The following is a 20,512-nucleotide window of genomic DNA, read 5'->3' on the forward strand; positions in this document are numbered from 1 at the left end:
TATGCCTTATCATTTGTTGTTGTCTCCGCCTAAAATTGCCATGAGTTCTTCGGTTGACATTAAATCCAGCTCGTCCTCAAGTAATTCAATATTGCTGTTCCCTATAGCATCCAATTGGGTAGTAAGGATGATGTCGGCCTGCTCTGCCAATTGAGGAGAAAGAAACAACGAGGAGATAGGGATATCGACCAGAAATTCATCTTGTATCCGTGTTGCTAATTGCGCGATCAGCAATGAGTGGCCGCCAAGTTCAAAAAAGTTATCGTGGCGACCAATTCGTTCTAATCCCAGCAAGTCTTGCCAGATTTGGGCCAGCATGATTTCTTCTTCATTGATCGGTGCTTCATAGTGGCGTACGACCATAGCGGATGCATCAGGGGCAGGAAGTGCCTGACGGTCGAGTTTGCCATTGGGGGTCAGCGGGAAAGTATCCAATATGACAAAGGCGCCAGGCAGCATATAGCCAGCGAGATGCTGGGCCAGTTGCTGATGCAGTTCTGTCGGCACCAGTTCAACACCGGTTTGGGGGATCAGGTAGGCGACCAGACGTCTCTGGCTCCCTGTGTTGTCGAGAAGCGTATCTTCGCGCATAAGAACGATGGCTTCGTGCACGCCATCGCATTGCATTAACTTAGCTTCAATCTCGCCGGGTTCAATGCGAAAACCACGCAACTTGACCTGAAAATCATTGCGACCAAGATATTCGATATTGCCATCAGGCAGCCAACGCCCGATATCACCGGTTTTGTACATACGGGCATCGGGGTTCTGGGAGAACGGATCGGCAAGGAAGCGTTCGGCAGTCAGTTCAGGCCGGTTCAGGTAACCGCGAGCCACGCCGTCACCGGCAATATGGATTTCACCCGCTACACCGATGGGAACGGGTTGACCACGCGTATCCAGAATATAAATCCGTGTATTGGCAATTGGGCGGCCAATAGGGATAGAGCGGGTTACATCCACGGGGGAAGTGATCTCGTAGGTAGAGGCAAATGTTGTCGTTTCCGTCGGGCCATAGCCGTTAATCAGGTGGACGGGTTGAGACACAGCCCGTTGTACCTGTTGTATTTTCCTCGGATCGAGCACATCACCACCGGTAAGCAGGTAACGTAACTGACCAAACAAGGGTTTGAGACTATCGAGATATTCGTTGAACAAACCCACCGTTAACCAGAGGGCGGTGACTTGCCCCTTGAGCAATGAATTGCAGAGACGTTTTGGATCGAGCAGCACGGATTGCGGAACGATATGCAGGCGTGCCCCGTTGAGCAGGGCAGACCAAATTTCCCAGGTCGAGGCATCAAAAGCGATATTGGCACAATGAGCAACGCAGTCGGACGTACTGATATCTGCATAAGCACTATTGATAACCAGCCGATTAACACTGCGGTGTTCGACCATCACCCCTTTGGGTTGCCCCGTAGAGCCAGAGGTATAGATCACATAGGCTAGATTTTGTGATGTCAGGTTCAGTACCCGTGGATTAGGGGAGGGAATCGGGTGTGTCTCTTGGCTATCAAGCACGATGATAGGCACTGTTGCAGATACACTGCGGTGTAACCTGTCGAACTGTGCTGTCTGGGTCAGTAATACCACCGGAGCGGCATCTTCGAGCATATAAGCCAGCCGGTCGGTGGGATAAGCCGGATCGAGCGGAACATAAGCGCCGCCAGCCTTAAGAATGCCGAGTAATCCCACAATAGTATCCAGACTGCGTTCGGCACAAATTGCCACCCGATCATCCGGCCGCACTCCCAGAGCAATCAAGTGATGAGCCAGACGATTAGCCCGTTGGTTCAGTTCACCATAGCTCAGTGTTTGGTTTTCACAGACGACAGCGATGGTATCTGCATGTTGTTCAGCCTGTGTTTCAAACAGTTGGTGGATTAGCGCACCTTGCGGGAAATCAACTTGAGTAGCGTTAAAATCGGCCAGCACTTGTTGCCGCTCTGCCGTTGGTAAGATTGGTACGGCCAAAATCATCTGTTGTGGATGGTGTACCAACGCATCGATCAGGCCACGAATGGCTGTCAGCAGGTAATGGGCTACACGAACTGGATCGATATCTGCCACAGTGTGGATGGTCAGGTGAAAACCAACGCCTAAGTCATCTATTGATAGTGTGATTGGATAGTTGGTTCGTTCCTGTGTGGCAACAACGCGCATATCTGACCAGATATTAACCGCATTTGCGTCATTGGCTTGGGAATGACGGTAATTGAGTAAGGAGCTGAACAGCGGCATGGGTTGCGCGACACCACTACAACTTTGTGCCAATGCCAATGGTGCCTGTTCATGTTCCAGTAGCGACATCAGGTTATCGTAGGTGGCTTGTACCACGGTTTGTACACTGCGATCAGCCAGGGAAACACGTACTGGCAAGGTGTTGATAAACATCCCCAGTATTTGGCCGACACCGGCACCGCCTTGCAGGCGCCCCAATAGTACGGAGCCAAAAACGACGTCGTCACGACCACTGGTATGGGCCAATACCTGCGCCCAGGCCACATGAAACAGGACACTCTGATTGATCCCTAAGCGCCGAGCCTGGCTGCGAATGGCTTCCGCCAGTTCAGCAGGAAGAGAAAGGCGGGCTTCGGTGATGGCGTTACCATCGCTTAATGTTTGGTTATCCGGTATTGACAACACACCGAATGGTGCTGTCGGTGCATCAATATCGGCGAGTTGAGCACGAAAATAGGCTTCGTGCTCTGTGGCGGGTGCGTTCAGGATTTGGGCGATAAAGTTGCGATAGGGCAGTGCCGCAGGCAGTGTTTGTTGTCCCTGCAATATTTGCGCTATTTCGGCAAAAATCAGATCCAGTGTCATATGGTCGCTGACCAGATGATGGAAACGCAGGGCCAGCAGCCATTCGTTCTGTAGTGGATCATGGGCGATATCGGCAGCAAACAGCGGGGCATGGTTCAAATTAATGCGGTGCTGGCGTGGATCCGTGTCAGCCTGTAATTGCGCCGGAATATCGTCTGGCGTGGCAGGGATAAATTCGTGGATAGTCAGCTGTGCCTGACGCCAAACCACCTGAACCGGCTGTTCCAGTCCCTGCCAATAAACGGCCGTGCGCAGGATATCATGGCGGTTAATAACCTGTTGCAAGGCCGCCAGAAAGCTTGCAAGACGATCGCGAGAATTGAACGCGAGCAGGCTCTGCAACAGATAGGTATCCCCCTGTGCCTGCATTCGGTAATGGAACAGAATTCCTTCCTGCAACGGGGCTAGTGGATAAATATCCTGTACATTACTGGTTCCGCCGGAAACGGTAGCAACGATGGCATCAATTTCAGCTTGAGAAAGCGAAACCAATGGCAGCATATCGGGGGTAATGGCCGTACAATCTTCCGGGATCAGGTTGGGGGGGACGACAAAGGTGCTGCCCCCCTGCTGGATAGCCTGAGCCATATCAGCAAGGACAGGTGAGGCGAACACGCTGCGAACCTCGATTTTCCAGCCGATATTACGCAGTTCTTCGATCAGGCTGACAATCATCAGCGAATGGCCGCCGAGTTCAAAGAAATGGTCATGGCGGCTGACTTGTTTCAGATCTAAGAGTTTTTGCCAAATCTGTGCCAGGGCGATTTCTCTCTCACCGACGGGCGTGGCATAGATGCGGGCGACGACGGCTGATAAATCCGGGGCCGGCAGCGCCTGACGGTTAAGTTTGCCATTGGGGGTGAGCGGGAACGTGTCTAACATAACAAACGCACTGGGTAACATGTATTCAGCAAGATGCTGGGTCAGTTGCTGGCGCAGTTCAGCCGGCACCAGTTCAATCCCCTCCAAGGGCCGCAGATAGGCCACCAGCTTTTTCTGGCCTGGCTCATCTTCGCGCGCCAGCACGACCGCTTCGCGTACGCCGTCACATTGCCTCAGTTTGGCTTCGATTTCCCCCAGTTCAATACGGAAGCCCCGTAACTTGACCTGAAAATCATTGCGGCCAAGGTATTCGATATTGCCATCGGGCAGCCAGCGGGCCAGATCGCCGGTTTTGTACATGCGGGCATCGGGCTCTGAAGAAAACGGATCGGGCAGGAAGCGTTCGGCGGTCAGTTCAGGGCGATTGAGGTAACCGCGGGCTACGCCGTCACCGGCAATATGGATTTCACCTGTTACCCCGATAGGAACCGGTTGACCTTGCGTATCCAAAATATAAATTTGGGTATTCGCGATGGGGTGACCTATGGGGATTTTTCTGTTTTTACGTTCAACGTCCTCGTCTTCCATAACAGGAATTTCATAGGCGGTGGCAAACGTGGTTGTCTCGGTTGGCCCATACACATGCAGTAAGTGTCTGGGGGGATGTTCGGTTCTGAGACGAATAGCCGGACGGTTATCCGTCTGTTCACCGCCGAACAGGACATAACGTAAGCCAGAGAGGGATGGCCCAATGAGATCCGCGTATTGGTTAAACAGGGCAGTGGTCAAGAACAGGGCAGTGACACCTTCCGCTGACAGACACTGACCAAACAGCGTGGGCTGGAGCAAGACTTTTTCCGGGATAAGCACAATACGCGCCCCATGCACCAGCCCCGCCCATATTTCCCAGGTGGCGGCGTCAAATGAAACATTGGCGCAATGAGCAATACAGTCGTCAGGGCCAATCTCAGCAAAGCCACTGTTAATGATAAGACGCAGGACATTGCGATGTTCGACCATCACGCCTTTGGGTTGTCCCGTTGAGCCGGAGGTGTAAATCACATAAGCCAGATGGCGTGATGTTAGCCCCAATATCTGGGCTTGCGGATTGTGCGTTGGCTGGGTTTCCAGCAATGCTTCTGTGTCATCAAGCACGATGACCGGCACCGTTACAGTGACGCTGTCACGCAATCTGTCGTATTGTGCGGTCTGGGTGAGTAACACCACCGGGGCGGCATCGTCCAGCATATAAGCCAGCCGGTCGGTGGGATAAGCCGGATCGAGCGGCACATAAGCGCCGCCAGCCTTAAGAATGCCGAGTAAGCCCACAATAGTATCCAGACTGCGTTCAGCACAAATCGCTACTCGATCATCCGGCCGCACGCCGACAGTTATCAGGGAATGGGCCAACTGATTCGCGCGATGATTTAACTCACTGTAGCTCAGGGTCTGGTCTTCATAGACGACCGCAATGCGGTCAGGATGCTGTGCCGCTTGTGCTTCAAACAGCGAGTGGATCAACGTGTTTTGCGGGAAATCGGCCTGAGTGGCATTAAAATCCACCAGCAGTTGTTGCCGTTCTGAGGCGGGCAACAGGGGTAACGTGGCAATAAGTTGGGTGTCATCCACCGTCATGGCGATCAGTGCCTTGTTGAAATAACCGACTATTCGCTCAACCGTGGTGGCATCGAATAAATCGGTGGCATATTCCAGCCCCCCGATTAAACCGGCTTCGGTTTCACTCAGTGATAAGGTTAAGTCAAAATGTGCACTGCGATGTTCCTGAGCAATCGTCGTCAGTTGCAACCCCGGCAGGGTCAACTCTTGGGCTGGGGTGTTGTTTAAGGCCAGCATTACCTGAAACAGCGGGCTGTAACTCAGGCTGCGTTCCGGCTGGATCGCCTCCACCACCTGCTCGAAGGGCAGATCCTGATGGCTATAGGCGGCCAGCGCCCGCACCCGCACCTGGGCCAGCAAATCTGTCACACGGAGGTTATCATGGCAGGAGATACGCAAGGCCAGAGTATTAACAAAGAACCCCATCAGTCCTTCCAGCTCCTGGTGTGGACGGTTAGCGACAGGGGTGCCGGTAACAATATCCGCCTGTCCACTCAGCCGAGCCAGAACGAGACTCCAGGCACTGAGCACCGTCATAAACAAGGTGGTGTTGTGACGTTGTCCAAGCACTTTCAATGAGTCCAATAAATCCGCATCAACGTGCACAGGCACGCGGTTGCCTGCATAGGTTTGTACTGCCGGACGTGGCCGGTCGGTTGGGAGAGTAAGTAAGGCCGGTGCGTCAGCAAGCTGGGTGCACCAGAAATCACGTTGTTTAGTGAAGGCCATGCCTTGTAACTGCTCCTGTTGCCAGACCGCATAATCAGCATACTGGATTGGCAGGGGAGGCAAAGGATCAGGTTGGCCGTCAAGGGCCGCACGGTAAAAGATGCTCAGTTCTTGCACCAGCACACCGACAGACCAGCCGTCAGTGATAATGTGATGCAGGGTCAGCAACAGCACATGCTCGTCGTCGGCCAGTTGCAGCAGTTGGCCACGGAACAGCGAGCCTTGGACAAAATCGAAGGGTGCCTGTGCCTCGCTATTAGCGAGTTCGGCAACATGCTGGGTACGCAAGACGGGATCGATCGGGCGCAGGTCGTGGTAGGTCAGGGCAAAACCGATATCAGCCGGATCGATATGTTGGCAGGGCTGGCCTGCTACCAGAATAAAACGGGTTCGCAGACTTTCATGGCGGGCAATCAGGCGATCCAGTGCTGCTTTCAGCGCCGGATAGTCGAGCTGACCAGTGAGGCGTAATGTCACCGACAGATGATAAGCCTGGCTGGCTGCCGGATCGAGCTGGCTGATAAACCACAGCCGCTGCTGAGCAAAAGAAAGCGGCAGGGGCTGATGTCTGTCCGCGGGTTTGATGAAGGTTGGCTGCTGTTCCCCCTCGCGGGCTTTCAGTTGTTCTGCAAGTCTTTTTTCCAGAACTGCACGTTTCAACTCATTGATATTCATATTAAACCTTGTCATTATTTACTGTCCCCGCCTAAAATTGCCATCAATTCTTCTGCCGACAATGAGTCAAGATCGTTTTGAATTGACTCAAGCTCGTTTTCCGCTACCGCATTCATTTGCGCTGAGAGAATGGCAGTGGCCTGCTCTGTTAATGTGGGCGAAGTGAATAACGCCGTCAGAGGGATACTGACCAGGAATTTATCTTGTATGCGGGTTATCAATCTGACGACCATCAGTGAGTGGCCGCCAAGTTCAAAGAAATGGTCGTGGCGACTGATACGTTCTAGTCCTAATAGATCCTGCCAGATTTTCGCCAACGCGGTTTCTATCCCACCTTGTGGCGGTTCGTAACCTTGGGTGACCACAGCCGCCAGATCCGGTGCAGGCAGGGCCTTGCGATCCAGTTTGCCATTGGGGCTCAGGGGGAAGGCTGTGAGCGTGACAAAGGCACTGGGTAACATATAGTCAGCGAGATATTGAGCAAGCTGCTGACGCAGCTTCGCGGGCGCTAATTCAATCCCTTCCTGCGGTAACAGGTAAGCGACCAGCCGTTTCTGGCCGGGTTCGTCTTCGCGCGCCAACACAATTGCTTCGCGCACACCATCACATTGGCTGAGTCGGGTTTCGATTTCTCCCAGCTCGATACGGAAGCCGCGCAGCTTGACCTGAAAGTCATTGCGGCCGAGGTATTCGATATTGCCATCGGGCAGCCAACGACCGAGGTCGCCAGTTTTGTACATGCGGGCATCGGGTTGCGAAGAGAACGGATCGGGCAGGAAGCGCTCGGCGGTGAGTTCAGGTCGGTTCAGATAACCGCGCGCTACGCCGGCACCGGCAATATAAATTTCCCCCGTTACACCATAAGGAACGGGTTGACCTAGCATATCCAGAATATAAATCTGGGTATTCGCGATCGGGCGACCGATAGGAATGGAACGGGTCACATCAACGGGTGAGGTAATCGCATAGGTTGTGGCAAATGCAGTGGTTTCCGTTGGGCCATAGCCATTAATCAGGTGTGTTGGCTGGAACTCGGCTAATTGCACCTGCTGTATCTTTCTTGGATCGAGCACATCACCGCCGACAAGCAGGTAGCGTAGTTGCTCAAACAGGGGGCTGAGGTTATCGAGATATTCGTTGAACAAGCCGACAGTCAGCCAGAGAGCACTGATTTTCCCCTCAATCAGTGAATCGCAGAAATGCACCGGATTAAGCAGAATCGATTGTGGGATCACATGCAGGCGTGCGCCATTAAGTAAGGCAGACCAGATTTCCCAGGTTGAGGCGTCAAAAGCAATATTGGCACAGTGGGCGATACAGTCGTTGGGACCTATGTCAGTAAAGCCATTATTGATAATCAGGCGAAGAACATTGCGGTGCTCGACCATCACGCCTTTGGGTTGTCCCGTCGAGCCAGAGGTATAAAGCACATAGGCCAGATGGTGTGACATCAACCCCAAGGCGTGTATGTCTGGGTTATGGGGCGGTTGCTCCGTCAAAATTAATTCCTGGGCGTCGAGTATTACTATCGACATGGACATAGGTACAAAACGGGACAGCTTGTCGGCGAGTGTTGTCTGAGTCAGCAACGCCACGGGTTCTGAATCTTCAAGCATATAAGCCAGCCGTTCGCTCGGATAGGTGGGATCGAGCGGGACGTAAGCGCCGCCGGCTTTGAGAATAGCGAGCAGGCCGACGATGAGATCCAGACTACGTTCGATACAGATGGCAACCCGATCATCTGGGTGCACGCCCAATGAAATCAGATGGTGAGCTAACTGATTGGCACGGCAGTTAAGTTCACCATAACTGAGCGTTTGTCCGTCAAATACGACAGCAAGGGTATCGGGATGGCGTGCCGCTTGAGCTTCGAACAATGAATGAACCAGCTGGTCTTGCGGAAAATCGGCCTGCGTAGCGTTGGCATCTACCAGTAGTTGCTGGCGCTCTGTGGCGGGCAGGATTGAGATATCCCGAACCAGCCGTTGTGGATCATGAATCAGAGCATCGATTAAGCCACTGATGGCGGTGACCAGATAGTTGGTTACGCGGGTTGGGTCGATACCGGCTACTGTCTGGGCGATGAGCTGGAAATTGACGCCTAAATCATCCACTGACAGGGTGACAGGATAGTTAGTGCGCTCTTCTGCGGCTAAAGTACGTATACCCGCCCAGAGAGTATCAAGCCCTCCGGTTTCAGCAGATTGACCATGACGATAATTCAATAAGCTACTAAATAACGGCATCGACTGCGGCATACCGCTGCAACGTTGTGCCAATGCCAATGGAGCCTGTTCGTGTTCCAGTAACATCATCAATCCGTGGTGGGTGTTGTGGACGACTTCCTGAACAGTGTAATTCGTCAGGGAAACCCGCATTGGCAACGTATTGATGAACATACCCAATACTCGCTCGGCCCCTGCACCGCCTTGCAGACGGCCTAATAGCACGGAGCCAAATACCACGTCATCACGGCCGCTGGTCTGTGCCAACACTTGCGCCCATGCCACATGGAACAGCACACTGGGGCTGACGCCTAACCGACGCGCCTGAGTGCGAATGGCTTTGGCCAGATCGGGGGCGATAGGGAGACGAGCCTCAGCCACGCAGTCATTGTCAGGATGCACCTTGAGCACCCCAAAGGGTGCCGTGGGTTCATCAATATCCGCCAGTTGGGTGTGGAAATAAGCCTCATGGTCAGCGGTCGGGGTAGCCAGGGTTTGGGCGATAAAGTTGCGGTAAGGCAGTACCGCTGGCAGTCTCTCCGTCTTGCCCTGCAAGATAAGCGCGATTTCCGCAAAAATCAGCTCTAAGGTCAAATGGTCACTGACTAGATGATGGAAGCGTAGCGCCAGCAGCCATTCATCCTGTGCCGGATTCGGGGCGATATCGGCGGCAAACAGGGGCGCCTGATTTAAATTGATACGGTGCTGGCGTGGATCGGTATGACGCTTGAGTTGGGTGACAACGTCACCCGTTGTAGTGGGGGTGAAGGTGTTAACCTTCAGCGGTGCCTGACGCCAGACCACTTGCACCGGTTGTGCCAGTTCTCGCCAGCAAACGGCGGTACGCAGAATATCATGGCGGTCGATAACCCGTTGCAACGCCGCTAAAAAGGCATTGAGGCGCTCACGGGTATCGAACGCGAGCACGCTTTGCAGCAGATAATTATCCCCCTGGGTCTGTAACAGATGATGGAACAAAATCCCTTCCTGTAACGGCGCGAGGGGATAGATATCCTGCACATTGGCACCGCCACCCGGAACAGTCGTCACGATGGCATCAATTTCAGTCTGGGACAGGGAAACCAAAGGCAGCATGGCGGGGGTAATGTCTGTGCACTCTTCAGCGATGAGATTGGGGGGCACGGCAAAGGTGTTGGCATCACGCCGGACAGTCTGCGCCATATCAATCAGGACAGGGGCGACGAAAACACTGCGCACCTCGAGCTGCCAGCCCAGATTGCGCAGTTCTTCGATCAGGCTGACAATCATCAGTGAATGGCCACCGAGTTCGAAGAAGTGGTCATGGCGCCCAACTCGCTCCAGCCCCAATAATTTTTGCCAAATCTGGGCGAGGGTAATTTCCATCTCACCGACAGGGCTTGCATAATGGCGTACCACAATGGCGGATGAATCGGGAGCAGGCAAAGCCTGACGGTCAAGTTTGCCATTGGGCGTTAAAGGGAAAGAGGCTAACGTGACAAAAGCGCTGGGTAACATATAGTCGGCAAGGTGTTGGGCGAGTTGCTGGCGCAGTTCAGCAGGCACCAGCTCCACGCCCTCCCGTGGCCGCAGGTAGGCCACCAGCCGTTTCTGATTTGGCTCATCTTCACGGGCCAATACCACGGCTTCGCGCACGCCATGACATTGTTCCAGTTTTGCCTCGATTTCCCCCAATTCAATGCGGAAGCCCCGCAGTTTGACCTGAAAATCATTGCGGCCGAGGTATTCGATATTGCCATCGGGCAGCCAGCGACCGAGATCGCCAGTCTTGTACATCCGGGCAGCCGAATTCAGGAAGAAGGGATCAGTGAGGAAGCGCTCGGCGGTGAGTTCAGGCCGGTTCAAATAGCCTCTGGTGACACCGTCACCGACGATATAGATTTCGCCTGCCACGCCGAGCGGAACTGGTTGACCGAGGGGGTCAAGAATATAGATCCGCAGATCAGCCAGTGGCTGACCAATCAAGCTGCCCCGTCCTGAATAGATATCGGTTTCGGTCAGTTCGCGATAGGTAGCATGAACCGTAATTTCGGTGATGCCATACATATTGACCAGACGGGTTTGCGCGGTCGGATTGTGGGTCACCCACGGGACAAGTGTATGTAATTCCAGCGCCTCACCGCCAAAAATAATGCACCGCAGAGCGTGCTTAGCCACACCCTGAGCGGCAATCAGTGAACGGAAAGCACTGGGTGTCTGGTTTAAGATCGTGACGTGTTCACGGCACAATAGCGAATAGAATAGCTGCGGTGAACGGGCACATTCGCCTGAAATAACGACCAACCGACCGCCGTAAGCCAAAGCACCCCACAATTCCCAGACGGAGAAATCGAAAGCAAATGAGTGAAACAACGTCCAGACGTCTTTATCATCAAACTGGAAACGGGATTGGGTTGCGGCTAACAGGCGGATGACATTGGCGTGTTCAACCATCACCCCTTTCGGTGTTCCGGTCGATCCCGACGTGTAAATCACGTAGGCCAGATGGCGGGATGTCAGCCCCAGTGCCTGTGCGTCTGGATTATCGGTCGGCTGCATTGTCAGGAATGCTGTCTGGCTATCACAGATATTATCCAGCAAGACCGTAGGTAAGGTGCTGTCTAGCTTGTTGCGTAACGTTGCTTGAGTCAGTAAAGCCACAGGCGCCGCATCTTCCAGCACAGAGGCCAATCGCTCGGTGGGGTAGGCCGGATCGAGCGGCACATAGGCACCACCTGCTTTGAGAATTGCCAGTAAACCGACCACCATCGCCAGACCACGCTCGATACAAATCGCGATCCGATCGTCCGGACGCACGCCAGACGCAATGAGATAATGCGCTAACTGATTGGCACGGCGGTTTAACTCACCATAGCTGATCGTTTGCTCCTCAAATACAGCGGCGATAGCTTCAGGATGTTGTGCGGCCTGCGCTTCAACTAGTTGGTGGATCAACGCTTCCTGTGGGAAGTTCTGCTGGGTGGCATTGAAATCCACCAACAGTTGCCGTCGCTCCGATTCTGGCAGCAGGGGCAGGGCACCAATAAGTTGTGTCTCATCCGCCACCATAGCGGTCAACACATTTGTCAGGTAACCAACCAAACGCTCAATGGTCGTGGCGTCGAATAAGTCAGTGGCGTAGGCCAGTTCACCGACCAGGCGGCCGTCCTCATTTTCGGCCAATGACAAGGTCAAATCGAAGTGAGCACTATAGTGTTCCTGCTCAATGTGGGTGAGTTGTAGCTCAGGTAACGCTAACGCTTGTCGTGAGATATGTTGTGGCGTGTTGTTTAAGGCCAGCATCACCTGGAAGATGGGGCTGTAACTCAGGTTGCGTTCAGGCTGGAGCGCTTCCACCACCTGTTCAAAGGGCAGATCCTGATGAGCATAGGCCGCGAAAGCGTGTTCCCGCACTTGGGCGAGCAAGTCAGCAACACTACTGGAATTATCCAGCGTGATACGCAAGGCCAGTGTATTGACGAAGAACCCGATTAATCCTTCCAGTTCATGATGTGGGCGGTTAGCAATCGGGGTGCCGATGACAATATCCGCCTGTCCACTCAGCCGAGCCAATACGATACTCCAGGCACTGAGTACGGTCATAAATAAGGTGGTGCGATGGCGCTGTCCAAGACGCTTAAGCGAAGTCAATAAATCTGCATCAACATTGACAGGAAGCCGGCTACCAACATAGGACTGCACCGCTGGGCGGGGTCGGTCGGTTGGCAATGTTAATAAAGCTGGCGCTCCTTTAAGCTGGGAACACCAGAAGTCGCGTTGTTGCGCAATGGCACTTTCTTGTAACCATTCTCGCTGCCAGACGGCATAGTCGGCGTACTGAATCGGCAAGGGTGGTAAGGGATCATCTTGGCTGTCGAGAGCGGCGCGGTAAAGGGCGCTGAATTCACGCAGCAATACGCCGATGGACCAGCCATCAGAGATAATATGATGCTGGGTGAGCAGCAAGATATGTTCCTCATCGGCCAGTTGCAGCAAATGACCGCGGATCAGTGAACCTTGGCTAAAATCAAAAGGTGCTTGTGCTTCGAGATCGGTTAATTCCGCGATACGGTTAATATGCGCTTCTGGCGTTAATGTGCGTAAGTCGTGGTAAGACAGGGCAAAACCCCTATCAGCCGGATCGATTTGCTGGCAAGGTTGGCCGGAAACCAGCACAAAGCGGGTACGCAGGCTTTCATGGCGGGCGACCAGAAGGTCAAGGGCGCGGATTAAAGTCGGGCGATGAAGCTGGCCGGTCAAGCGCAACGCCATCGGGATATGGTAGGCCAGGCTAGCCGCCGGATCGAGCTGAGCGAGGAACCATAAACGTTGTTGAGCAAAGGACAAGGGCAGTGGTTGGTGACGGTCAGCGACAGGGATGGTGGCCTGTGTGGTGGTTGACGCATCAGCCAGCGAGTGAGCCAGATCGCGCAAACGCGGTTGCTCAAAGAGTTGTTGTAACGGCAACTCGTGGGCCAATTGTTGACGAATGCGAGCCGCCAGCTGGACAGCCAGCAGGGAATGGCCGCCGAGTTCGAAGAAGTGATCGTAACGGCCGACATGTTCCAGTCCGAGCAGATCTTGCCAAATCTCAGCCAGGATGATTTCTGTTTCACCCACGGGGGCTTCGTAGCGGCGCGTGACCACCGCGGATAAATCCGGTACCGGCAGAGCCTGACGATCCAGCTTGCCGTTGGGGGTGAGCGGGAAGGCATCCAGCGTGATAAAGGCACTGGGTAACATATAGTCAGCCAGATGCTGGGCGAGTTGCTGTCGTAACTCAGCTGGAACCAGTTCAATCCCTTCTTGTGGTAGCAGATAGGCCACCAGTCGCTTTTGTCCGGGTTCATCTTCGCGGGCCAATACCACGGCTTCACGCACGCCGTCACATTGGGTCAGTCTGGCCTCGATTTCGCCCAACTCGATACGGAAGCCACGCAGTTTGACCTGAAAATCATTGCGGCCGAGGTATTCGATATTGCCATCGGGCAACCAGCGGCCGAGGTCACCAGTTTTGTACATGCGGGCATCAGGCTCTGGAGAGAACGGATCGGCCAGGAAGCGTTCAGCGGTCAGTTCAGGACGATTCAGGTAGCCACGGGCAACCCCAGCACCGGAAATATAAATTTCACCGGCAACCCCAGAAGGGACAGGCTGGCCTTGTTGATTCAGGATATAGATCTGGGTATTCGCGATCGGGTGACCAATGGGGATTTTTCTGCCTTTACCTTCAACGTCTTCGTCTTCCAGAACAGGGATTTCATAGGCGGTGGCAAACGTGGTTGTCTCAGTTGGCCCATACACATGCAGTAAATGTTTGGGTGAATGTTCGGTTCTAAGGCGAATGGCAGGACGGGTATCACCCTGTTCGCCACCAAAAAGGACATAACGCAAACCAGACAACGCTGGCGCAATTAAACTCGCATATTGGTTAAACAGTGCCGTGGTCAGGAATAACGCACTGACACCCTCCGCTGACAAGCACTGACCAAAATCAGTGGGTTGTAACAAGGTTTTTTCTGGAATTAACAGAATACGCGCGCCATGAACTAAGCCAGCCCACACTTCCCATGTGGCGGCATCAAATGAGACATTGGCGCAATGGGCAATACAGTCGTCAGGGCTAATATTGGCAAAGCCATTATTGATGATAAGGCTAACGACATTGCGATGTTCGACCATCACCCCTTTGGGCTGGCCGGTCGAACCCGATGTGTAAATGACATAGGCTAAATGACGTGATGTCAGTCCCAGTGCTTGGGCGTTTGGGGTATCCGTCGGTTGTGTCGCCAGCAGGGTTTCATGGTGGTCACATAAAGAGTCAAGCAAGATCGTCGGCACGGTGTCAGGCAGCTTGTTGACTTGTGCTGTCTGGGTCAATAAAACAACGGGAGCTGAATCCCTGAGCATATAGGCTAACCGTTCAATCGGATAGGTTGGATCGAGCGGGACATAGGCACCGCCTGCCTTGAGGATCGCCAGTAAGCCGACCACCATCTCCAGACTGCGTTCGATACAGATAGCGACGCGATCATCTGGACGCACCCCTAGCGCAATCAAATGATGAGCCAGACGGTTGGCATGTTGGTTCAATTCTGCATAGCTCAATGTCCGGCCTGCGCAAATCACGGCGGTGGCATGGGGGCGTTGTAATGCCTGAGCTTCAATGAGTTGATGGATCAGGGCATTTTGCGGAAAATCCACTTGGGTTGGGTTGAAGCCTACCAGCAATTGTTGCCGCTCTGGTTCCGGCAAGATTGGAACATCTAGGATCAATTGTTGTGGGTTGTGGATCAGGGCATCGATCAGGCCGTTAATGGCCGTTTCCAGATAGGCGGTGATGCGTTCTGGCGCAATTTCTGTCACGGTCAGGGCGGTTAATTGGAAATTATCCCCTAAATCATCGACTGACAGGGTAATGGGATAGTTGGTCTGCTCTTCAGCCGCAACCAGTCGCATATCTGTCCAGATTGTGTCAATGGCGTCTCCCTTGTCAGTCTGGCTATGGCGATAATTCAGCAAGGCACTGAACAGTGGCAATGGTTGCGCCACGCCACTGCACCGTTGTGCCAGCGCTAATGGGGCCTGTTCATGCCCCAGCAAGGTGGTCAGGTTATGGTAGGTATCCTGTACGATTTCCTGTACGGTACGTCCGCCCAGAGAAATACGAATTGGCAACGTATTGATAAACATCCCCAATATACGATCAGCCCCTGCATTACCTTGCAGGCGGCCCAATAACACGGAGCCAAACACCACATCATCACGACCGCTAGTCTGGGCTAATACCTGCGCCCAAGCTACATGGGACAGGACGCCTGGGCTGACGCCCAAACGGCGGGATTGAATACGAATGGCTTTCGCCAGTTCAGGAGTGAGTAAAAGCCTGGATTTGGCGACAGAGACAGGTTTAGTATCGTTTGGCGCGTTTTTAGGAATAGCGAGTACACCGAACGGTGCCGTGGGTTCATCAATATCGGCGAGCTGTTCGCGAAAGTAATCCTCATGCACTGAACTCGGTACATTCAGGATCTGGGCGATAAAGTTGCGATAGGGTAGCGTGGTAGGCAGAGCTTCCACATTTCCCCGTAATATTTGGGTAATCTCAGCGAAAACCAGATCCAGTGTCATATGGTCGCTGACCAGATGATGGAAACGCAGTGCCAGCAACCACTCATTTTGTGCCGGATCAAGGGTCATATCAGCCGTAAATAAGGGGGCTTGAGTCAGGTCGATACGATGCTGGCGTGGATCAGTATGAGCCTGTAACTGCGCCGGAATATCGTTGGTCGAGATTGGGATGAATTCACGGACAGTGAGCGGTGCCTGACGCCAAACCACCTGAACCGGTTGCGCCAGATCTTGCCAGTAAACCGCCGTGCGCAGGATGTCATGACGATCAATAACTTGCTGTAATGCACCTAGAAAAGCCTCAAGACGTTTACGGGTATCGAAGGCAAGTATGATTTGCAATAAATAGGTGTCGCCTTGTGCCTGCAACAGATGATGGAACAGGATGCCTTCCTGCAAGGGTGACAATGGATAGATATCCTGTACATTACTTGCCCCATCAGAAACAGTATTAACGATGGCATCAATCTCAGCCTGGGACAGGGAAACCAGCGGCAGCATAGCGGGCGTAATAGCGGTACAGCCCTCGGGTATCAGGTTGGGTGGCACGATAAAGGTATGGGTATCACGCTGGAGATTCTGGGCCATATCGATCAGGATGGGCGCGGCGAATACACTGCGAACGTCAAGTTGCCAACCCAGCTTGCGCAGTTCTTCAATCAGGCTGACTATCATCAACGAGTGACCGCCAAGTTCAAAGAAGTGGTCGTGGCGGCTGACTTGTTCCAATCCCAATAGCTCTTGCCAGATTTGTGCCAGAGTAGTTTCCGCTTCACCCATCGGGGGTTCATGGCGGTGCATCACGATAGCGGATGCATCGGGTTCAGGCAGCGCCTGATGGTCAAGCTTGCCGTTTGGCGTTAACGGGAAGGATGCCAGCGTGACAAAGGCGCTGGGTAGCATATAGTCAGCGAGGTGCCGGGCAAGTTGTTGGCGCAGTTTGGCTGGCACCAATTTAGCGCTTTCCTCTGGCAGCAGATAGGCAACAAGTCGTTTCTGGCCTTGATCTTCGCGAGCAACCACCACCGCTTCACGTACCCCATCACATTGCGTGAGTTTGGTTTCGATTTCCCCCAATTCAATGCGGAAACCACGGAGCTTGATTTGAAAATCATTGCGGCCCAGGTATTCGATATTGCCATTGGCGAGCCAGCGCCCGAGATCCCCCGTTTTGTACATCCGTGCGTTGGGGTTGGAAGAGAACGGATCAGCGAGGAAGCGTTCGGCAGTGAGTTCGGGACGATTAAGATAACCGCGGGCAACTCCCGCACCAGCAATATAGATCTCCCCTATGACACCCAGCGGGACAGGCTGATAATGGGTATCAAGGAGATAGATTTGGGTGTTGGCTATGGGGCGGCCAATCGGCGGTGGATTATCGGTTGAGCTATCTTCTGCGCAGGAACAGGCATAGAGCGTAGCACAGACCGTGATTTCCGTCGGCCCATAGGCATTGAGCATTTGTCGTCCTGATGACCAGCGTTTAACTAAGGTTGATGGACAGGCCTCTCCTCCCACCAGCAAGGTTTGCAGGGTATCGGGCAGGGAATCCATTGCGGCCAACGCAGTGGGCGACAGGAGAACATGGCTGATGGCCTGCTCGGTTAGGTAGCCGGACAGTATGGCTCCAGGCAGCAGATTGGCCCGTTTGGCCAGATAGAGACGCCCGCCGGCCATTAAAGCCATACAACATTCCCAAATACAGGCATCGAAACTGTTTGAAGCAAACTGTAAGACGCGACTAGCTGGGGTTAGCGCCAACGCATGTTGCTGAGTCGTGATCAAATTGCACAGGCTAAAATGTTCGATCATTACCCCTTTCGGTTGACCGGTCGAACCGGAAGTATAAATGACATAGGCCAGATGGTGTGACGCTAAACCCAATGCCTGTGCGTCTGGATTATCAGCAGGTTGGGTTGTCAGGTACGGCTCGGGATTATCCAGTAAGACGGTTGGCAAGGCGTTAAACTGGGCGAGCCACTCTGATCGGGACAGTGCCGATTGCGTGAGTAACGCCACCGGAGCAGCATCTTCAACCATGTAAGCCAGCCGTTCGGCCGGATAAATGGGATCGAGCGGCACATAAGCCCCGCCCGCTTTGAGGATAGCCAGTAAGCCGACTACCATCTCCAGACTACGCTCGGCACAGAGGGCGACGCGATCGTCTGGACGTACCCCTAGCGTAATCAGGTAATGGGCTAATTGATTGGCGCGGTGGTTTAATTCACCATAGCTCAGCATTTGATCTTCGTAGACTACGGCAGTGGCATCGGGACACTGTTCTGCCTGAGATTCGAACAGTTGATGGATCAACGCCGTTTGCGGAAAATCCATCTGCGTCGCGTTGAAGTCCACCAGCAGTTGTTGCCGTTCTGAGGCGGGCAGCATCGGTAACGTGGCAATGGGTTGGGTTTCATCTGCCGCCATAGCCGTCAGCACATGGGTTAAGTAATCGACCATACGCACAATGGTTGCGGCGTCAAACAGATCGGCTGCATAGGCCAAATCACCGACCAGACCGGCCTCGGTTTCGGTCAGTGACAAGGTTAAGTCAAAGTGAGCGCTGGGATGTGCCTGTTCAATGGGGATGCATTGGATATCGGATAATGCCAGCGCCTGAGCGGGGGTATTATTTAAAGCCAGCATCACCTGGAAGATCGGGCTGTAGCTGAGATTGCGTTCAGGCTGGAGCGCTTCCACCACCTGCTCAAAGGGCAGATCCTGATGAGCATAAGCGGCGAGCGCCCGCTCCCGAACCTGAGCCAGCAGGTCAGTGATAGTGATGGGATCATTCAGGCTGACGCGTAAGGCCAGTGTATTAACGAAGAAACCGATTAATCCCTCAAGTTCATGGTGTGGTCGGTTAGCGACAGGTGTACCGATAACGATATCATCCTGACCACTCAGCCGGGACAATACAATACCCCATGCACCCAGCACAGTCATAAACAAGGTAGCGTTATGGCGCTGTCCAAGTTTTTTCAATGACGCCAATAAAGCGGCATCAAACTGTACAGGCACTCGTCCACCGACAAAAGTTTGTGTCGCTGGGCGCGGTCGGTCGGTTGGGAGAGACAGTAAAGCCGGTGCGTCGGCAAGCTGAGTACACCAGAAATCGCGTTGTGCAGTGAGGGTGGCTTCTTGCAACCATCCACGTTGCCAGACCGCATAGTCGGCATACTGGATCGGCAATGGCGGCAAGGGGACATCTTGGCCGTCGAGGATGGCGCGATAAAGCACACTGAGTTCATGCATGAGTATGCCGATGGACCAGCCGTCAGAAATAATATGATGCTGGGTAAGCAGCAAGACGTGCTCTTCGTCTGCCAGTTGCAGCAAGTGACCGCGGATTAGCGGGCCTTGGGTAAAGTCAAAAGGCGTTTGTGCTTCAAGGGCGGTCAAATTAGCAATATGGACGGAGTGCGTTTCTGGTGCCAGCGAGCGTAAGTCTTGGTAAGACAGGGCAAAGTTAATGTCAGTCGGTTCGATGTGCTGATAAGGCTGGCCGGAAACCAGCACAAAGCAAGTACGCAAGTTTTCATGTCGGGCGATCAATTGGTTAAATGCACGGATTAAGGCCGGACGATTAAGTTGACCGATCAGGCGTAATGCCAAAGGAATATGATAGGCCAGACTGGCCGCTTGATCGATCTGACTCAGGAACCACAATCTTTGCTGAGCAAAGGACAGAGGTAACGGCCGGTTGCGATCAGTAACAGGAATTGTTATCTGGGCTATAGCTGAAGTGCCATTAAGTGTTTGAGCCAGATCTGTCAATATGGGTTGATCAAAGAGCTGTTGGAGTGACAAATTTCGTGCCAAATCTTGGCGTACATGTGCAACGAGTTGGACGGCAAGCAGGGAATGGCCACCCAATTCGAAGAAATGATCGTGGCGACCTACTTGTGCCAGTCCGAGTAACTCTTGCCAAATCTGTGCCAGAGCGATTTCTGTCTCACCGACAGGGGTTTCGTAGCCGTGAGCGACTACGGCTGACAGTTCAGGAGCAGGCAGGGCCTGACGGTTGAGTTTGCCATTGGGCGTCAGCGGGAAGGACGTCAACGTGACAAAAGCACTGGGTAACATATAGTCCGCGAGATACTGAGCGAGTTGCTGGCGCAGTGCAGCGGGTTCCAGTTCAAATCCCTGTTGCGGTAACAGATAGGCCACCAGTCGTTTCCCATCTTCGCGGGCGATCACGACCGCTTCACGCACGCCGTCACATTGGCTCAATCTGGCTTCGATTTCGCCCAACTCGATACGGAAGCCACGCAACTTAACCTGAAAATCATTGCGGCCGAGGTATTCGATATTGCCATCGGGCAGCCAGCGGCCGAGATCACCGGTTTTGTACATGCGGCTGTCTGGCTGTGAAGCGAAGGGATCGGTCTGGAAACGTTCGGCAGTCAGTTCAGGTCGATTCAGGTAACCACGGGCTACGCCGGCACCGGCAATATAAATTTCCCCTGTCACACCGCGAGGGACGGGTTGGCCGTGTGAGTCCA

At 53.5% G+C, this 20,512-nt stretch carries 2 protein-coding genes (1 of these 2 cut by a window edge); both read right to left on the bottom strand.

From position 1 onward, the window contains the following. Positions 1-9 precede the first annotated feature (9 nt). Positions 10-6,687: a non-ribosomal peptide synthetase gene (locus WDV75_RS08845; RefSeq protein ID WP_273571775.1), complete on the bottom strand. Its 6,678-nt coding sequence runs from the start codon at positions 6,685-6,687 to the stop codon at positions 10-12. Then, positions 6,687-20,512, bottom strand: partial view of a non-ribosomal peptide synthase/polyketide synthase gene (locus WDV75_RS08850; RefSeq protein WP_422399068.1) — the 3' portion only. Its footprint extends 8,935 nt past the window's final position; the window shows 13,826 of its 22,761 coding nt (coding positions 8,936-22,761); the start codon falls outside the window, past its right edge; it ends in the stop codon at positions 6,687-6,689. Before WDV75_RS08850 ends, WDV75_RS08845 begins: the two co-directional genes overlap by 1 nt.

It is taken from the genome of Xenorhabdus griffiniae, assembly GCF_037265215.1.
GTDB classification, from domain to species: Bacteria; Pseudomonadota; Gammaproteobacteria; order Enterobacterales; family Enterobacteriaceae; genus Xenorhabdus; species Xenorhabdus griffiniae.

Coding starts and splice junctions, on each gene's coding strand:
- WDV75_RS08845 (WP_273571775.1), bottom strand. CDS start 6,687: ATGACAAGGTTTAATATGAATATCAATGAGTTGAAACGTGCAGTTCTG.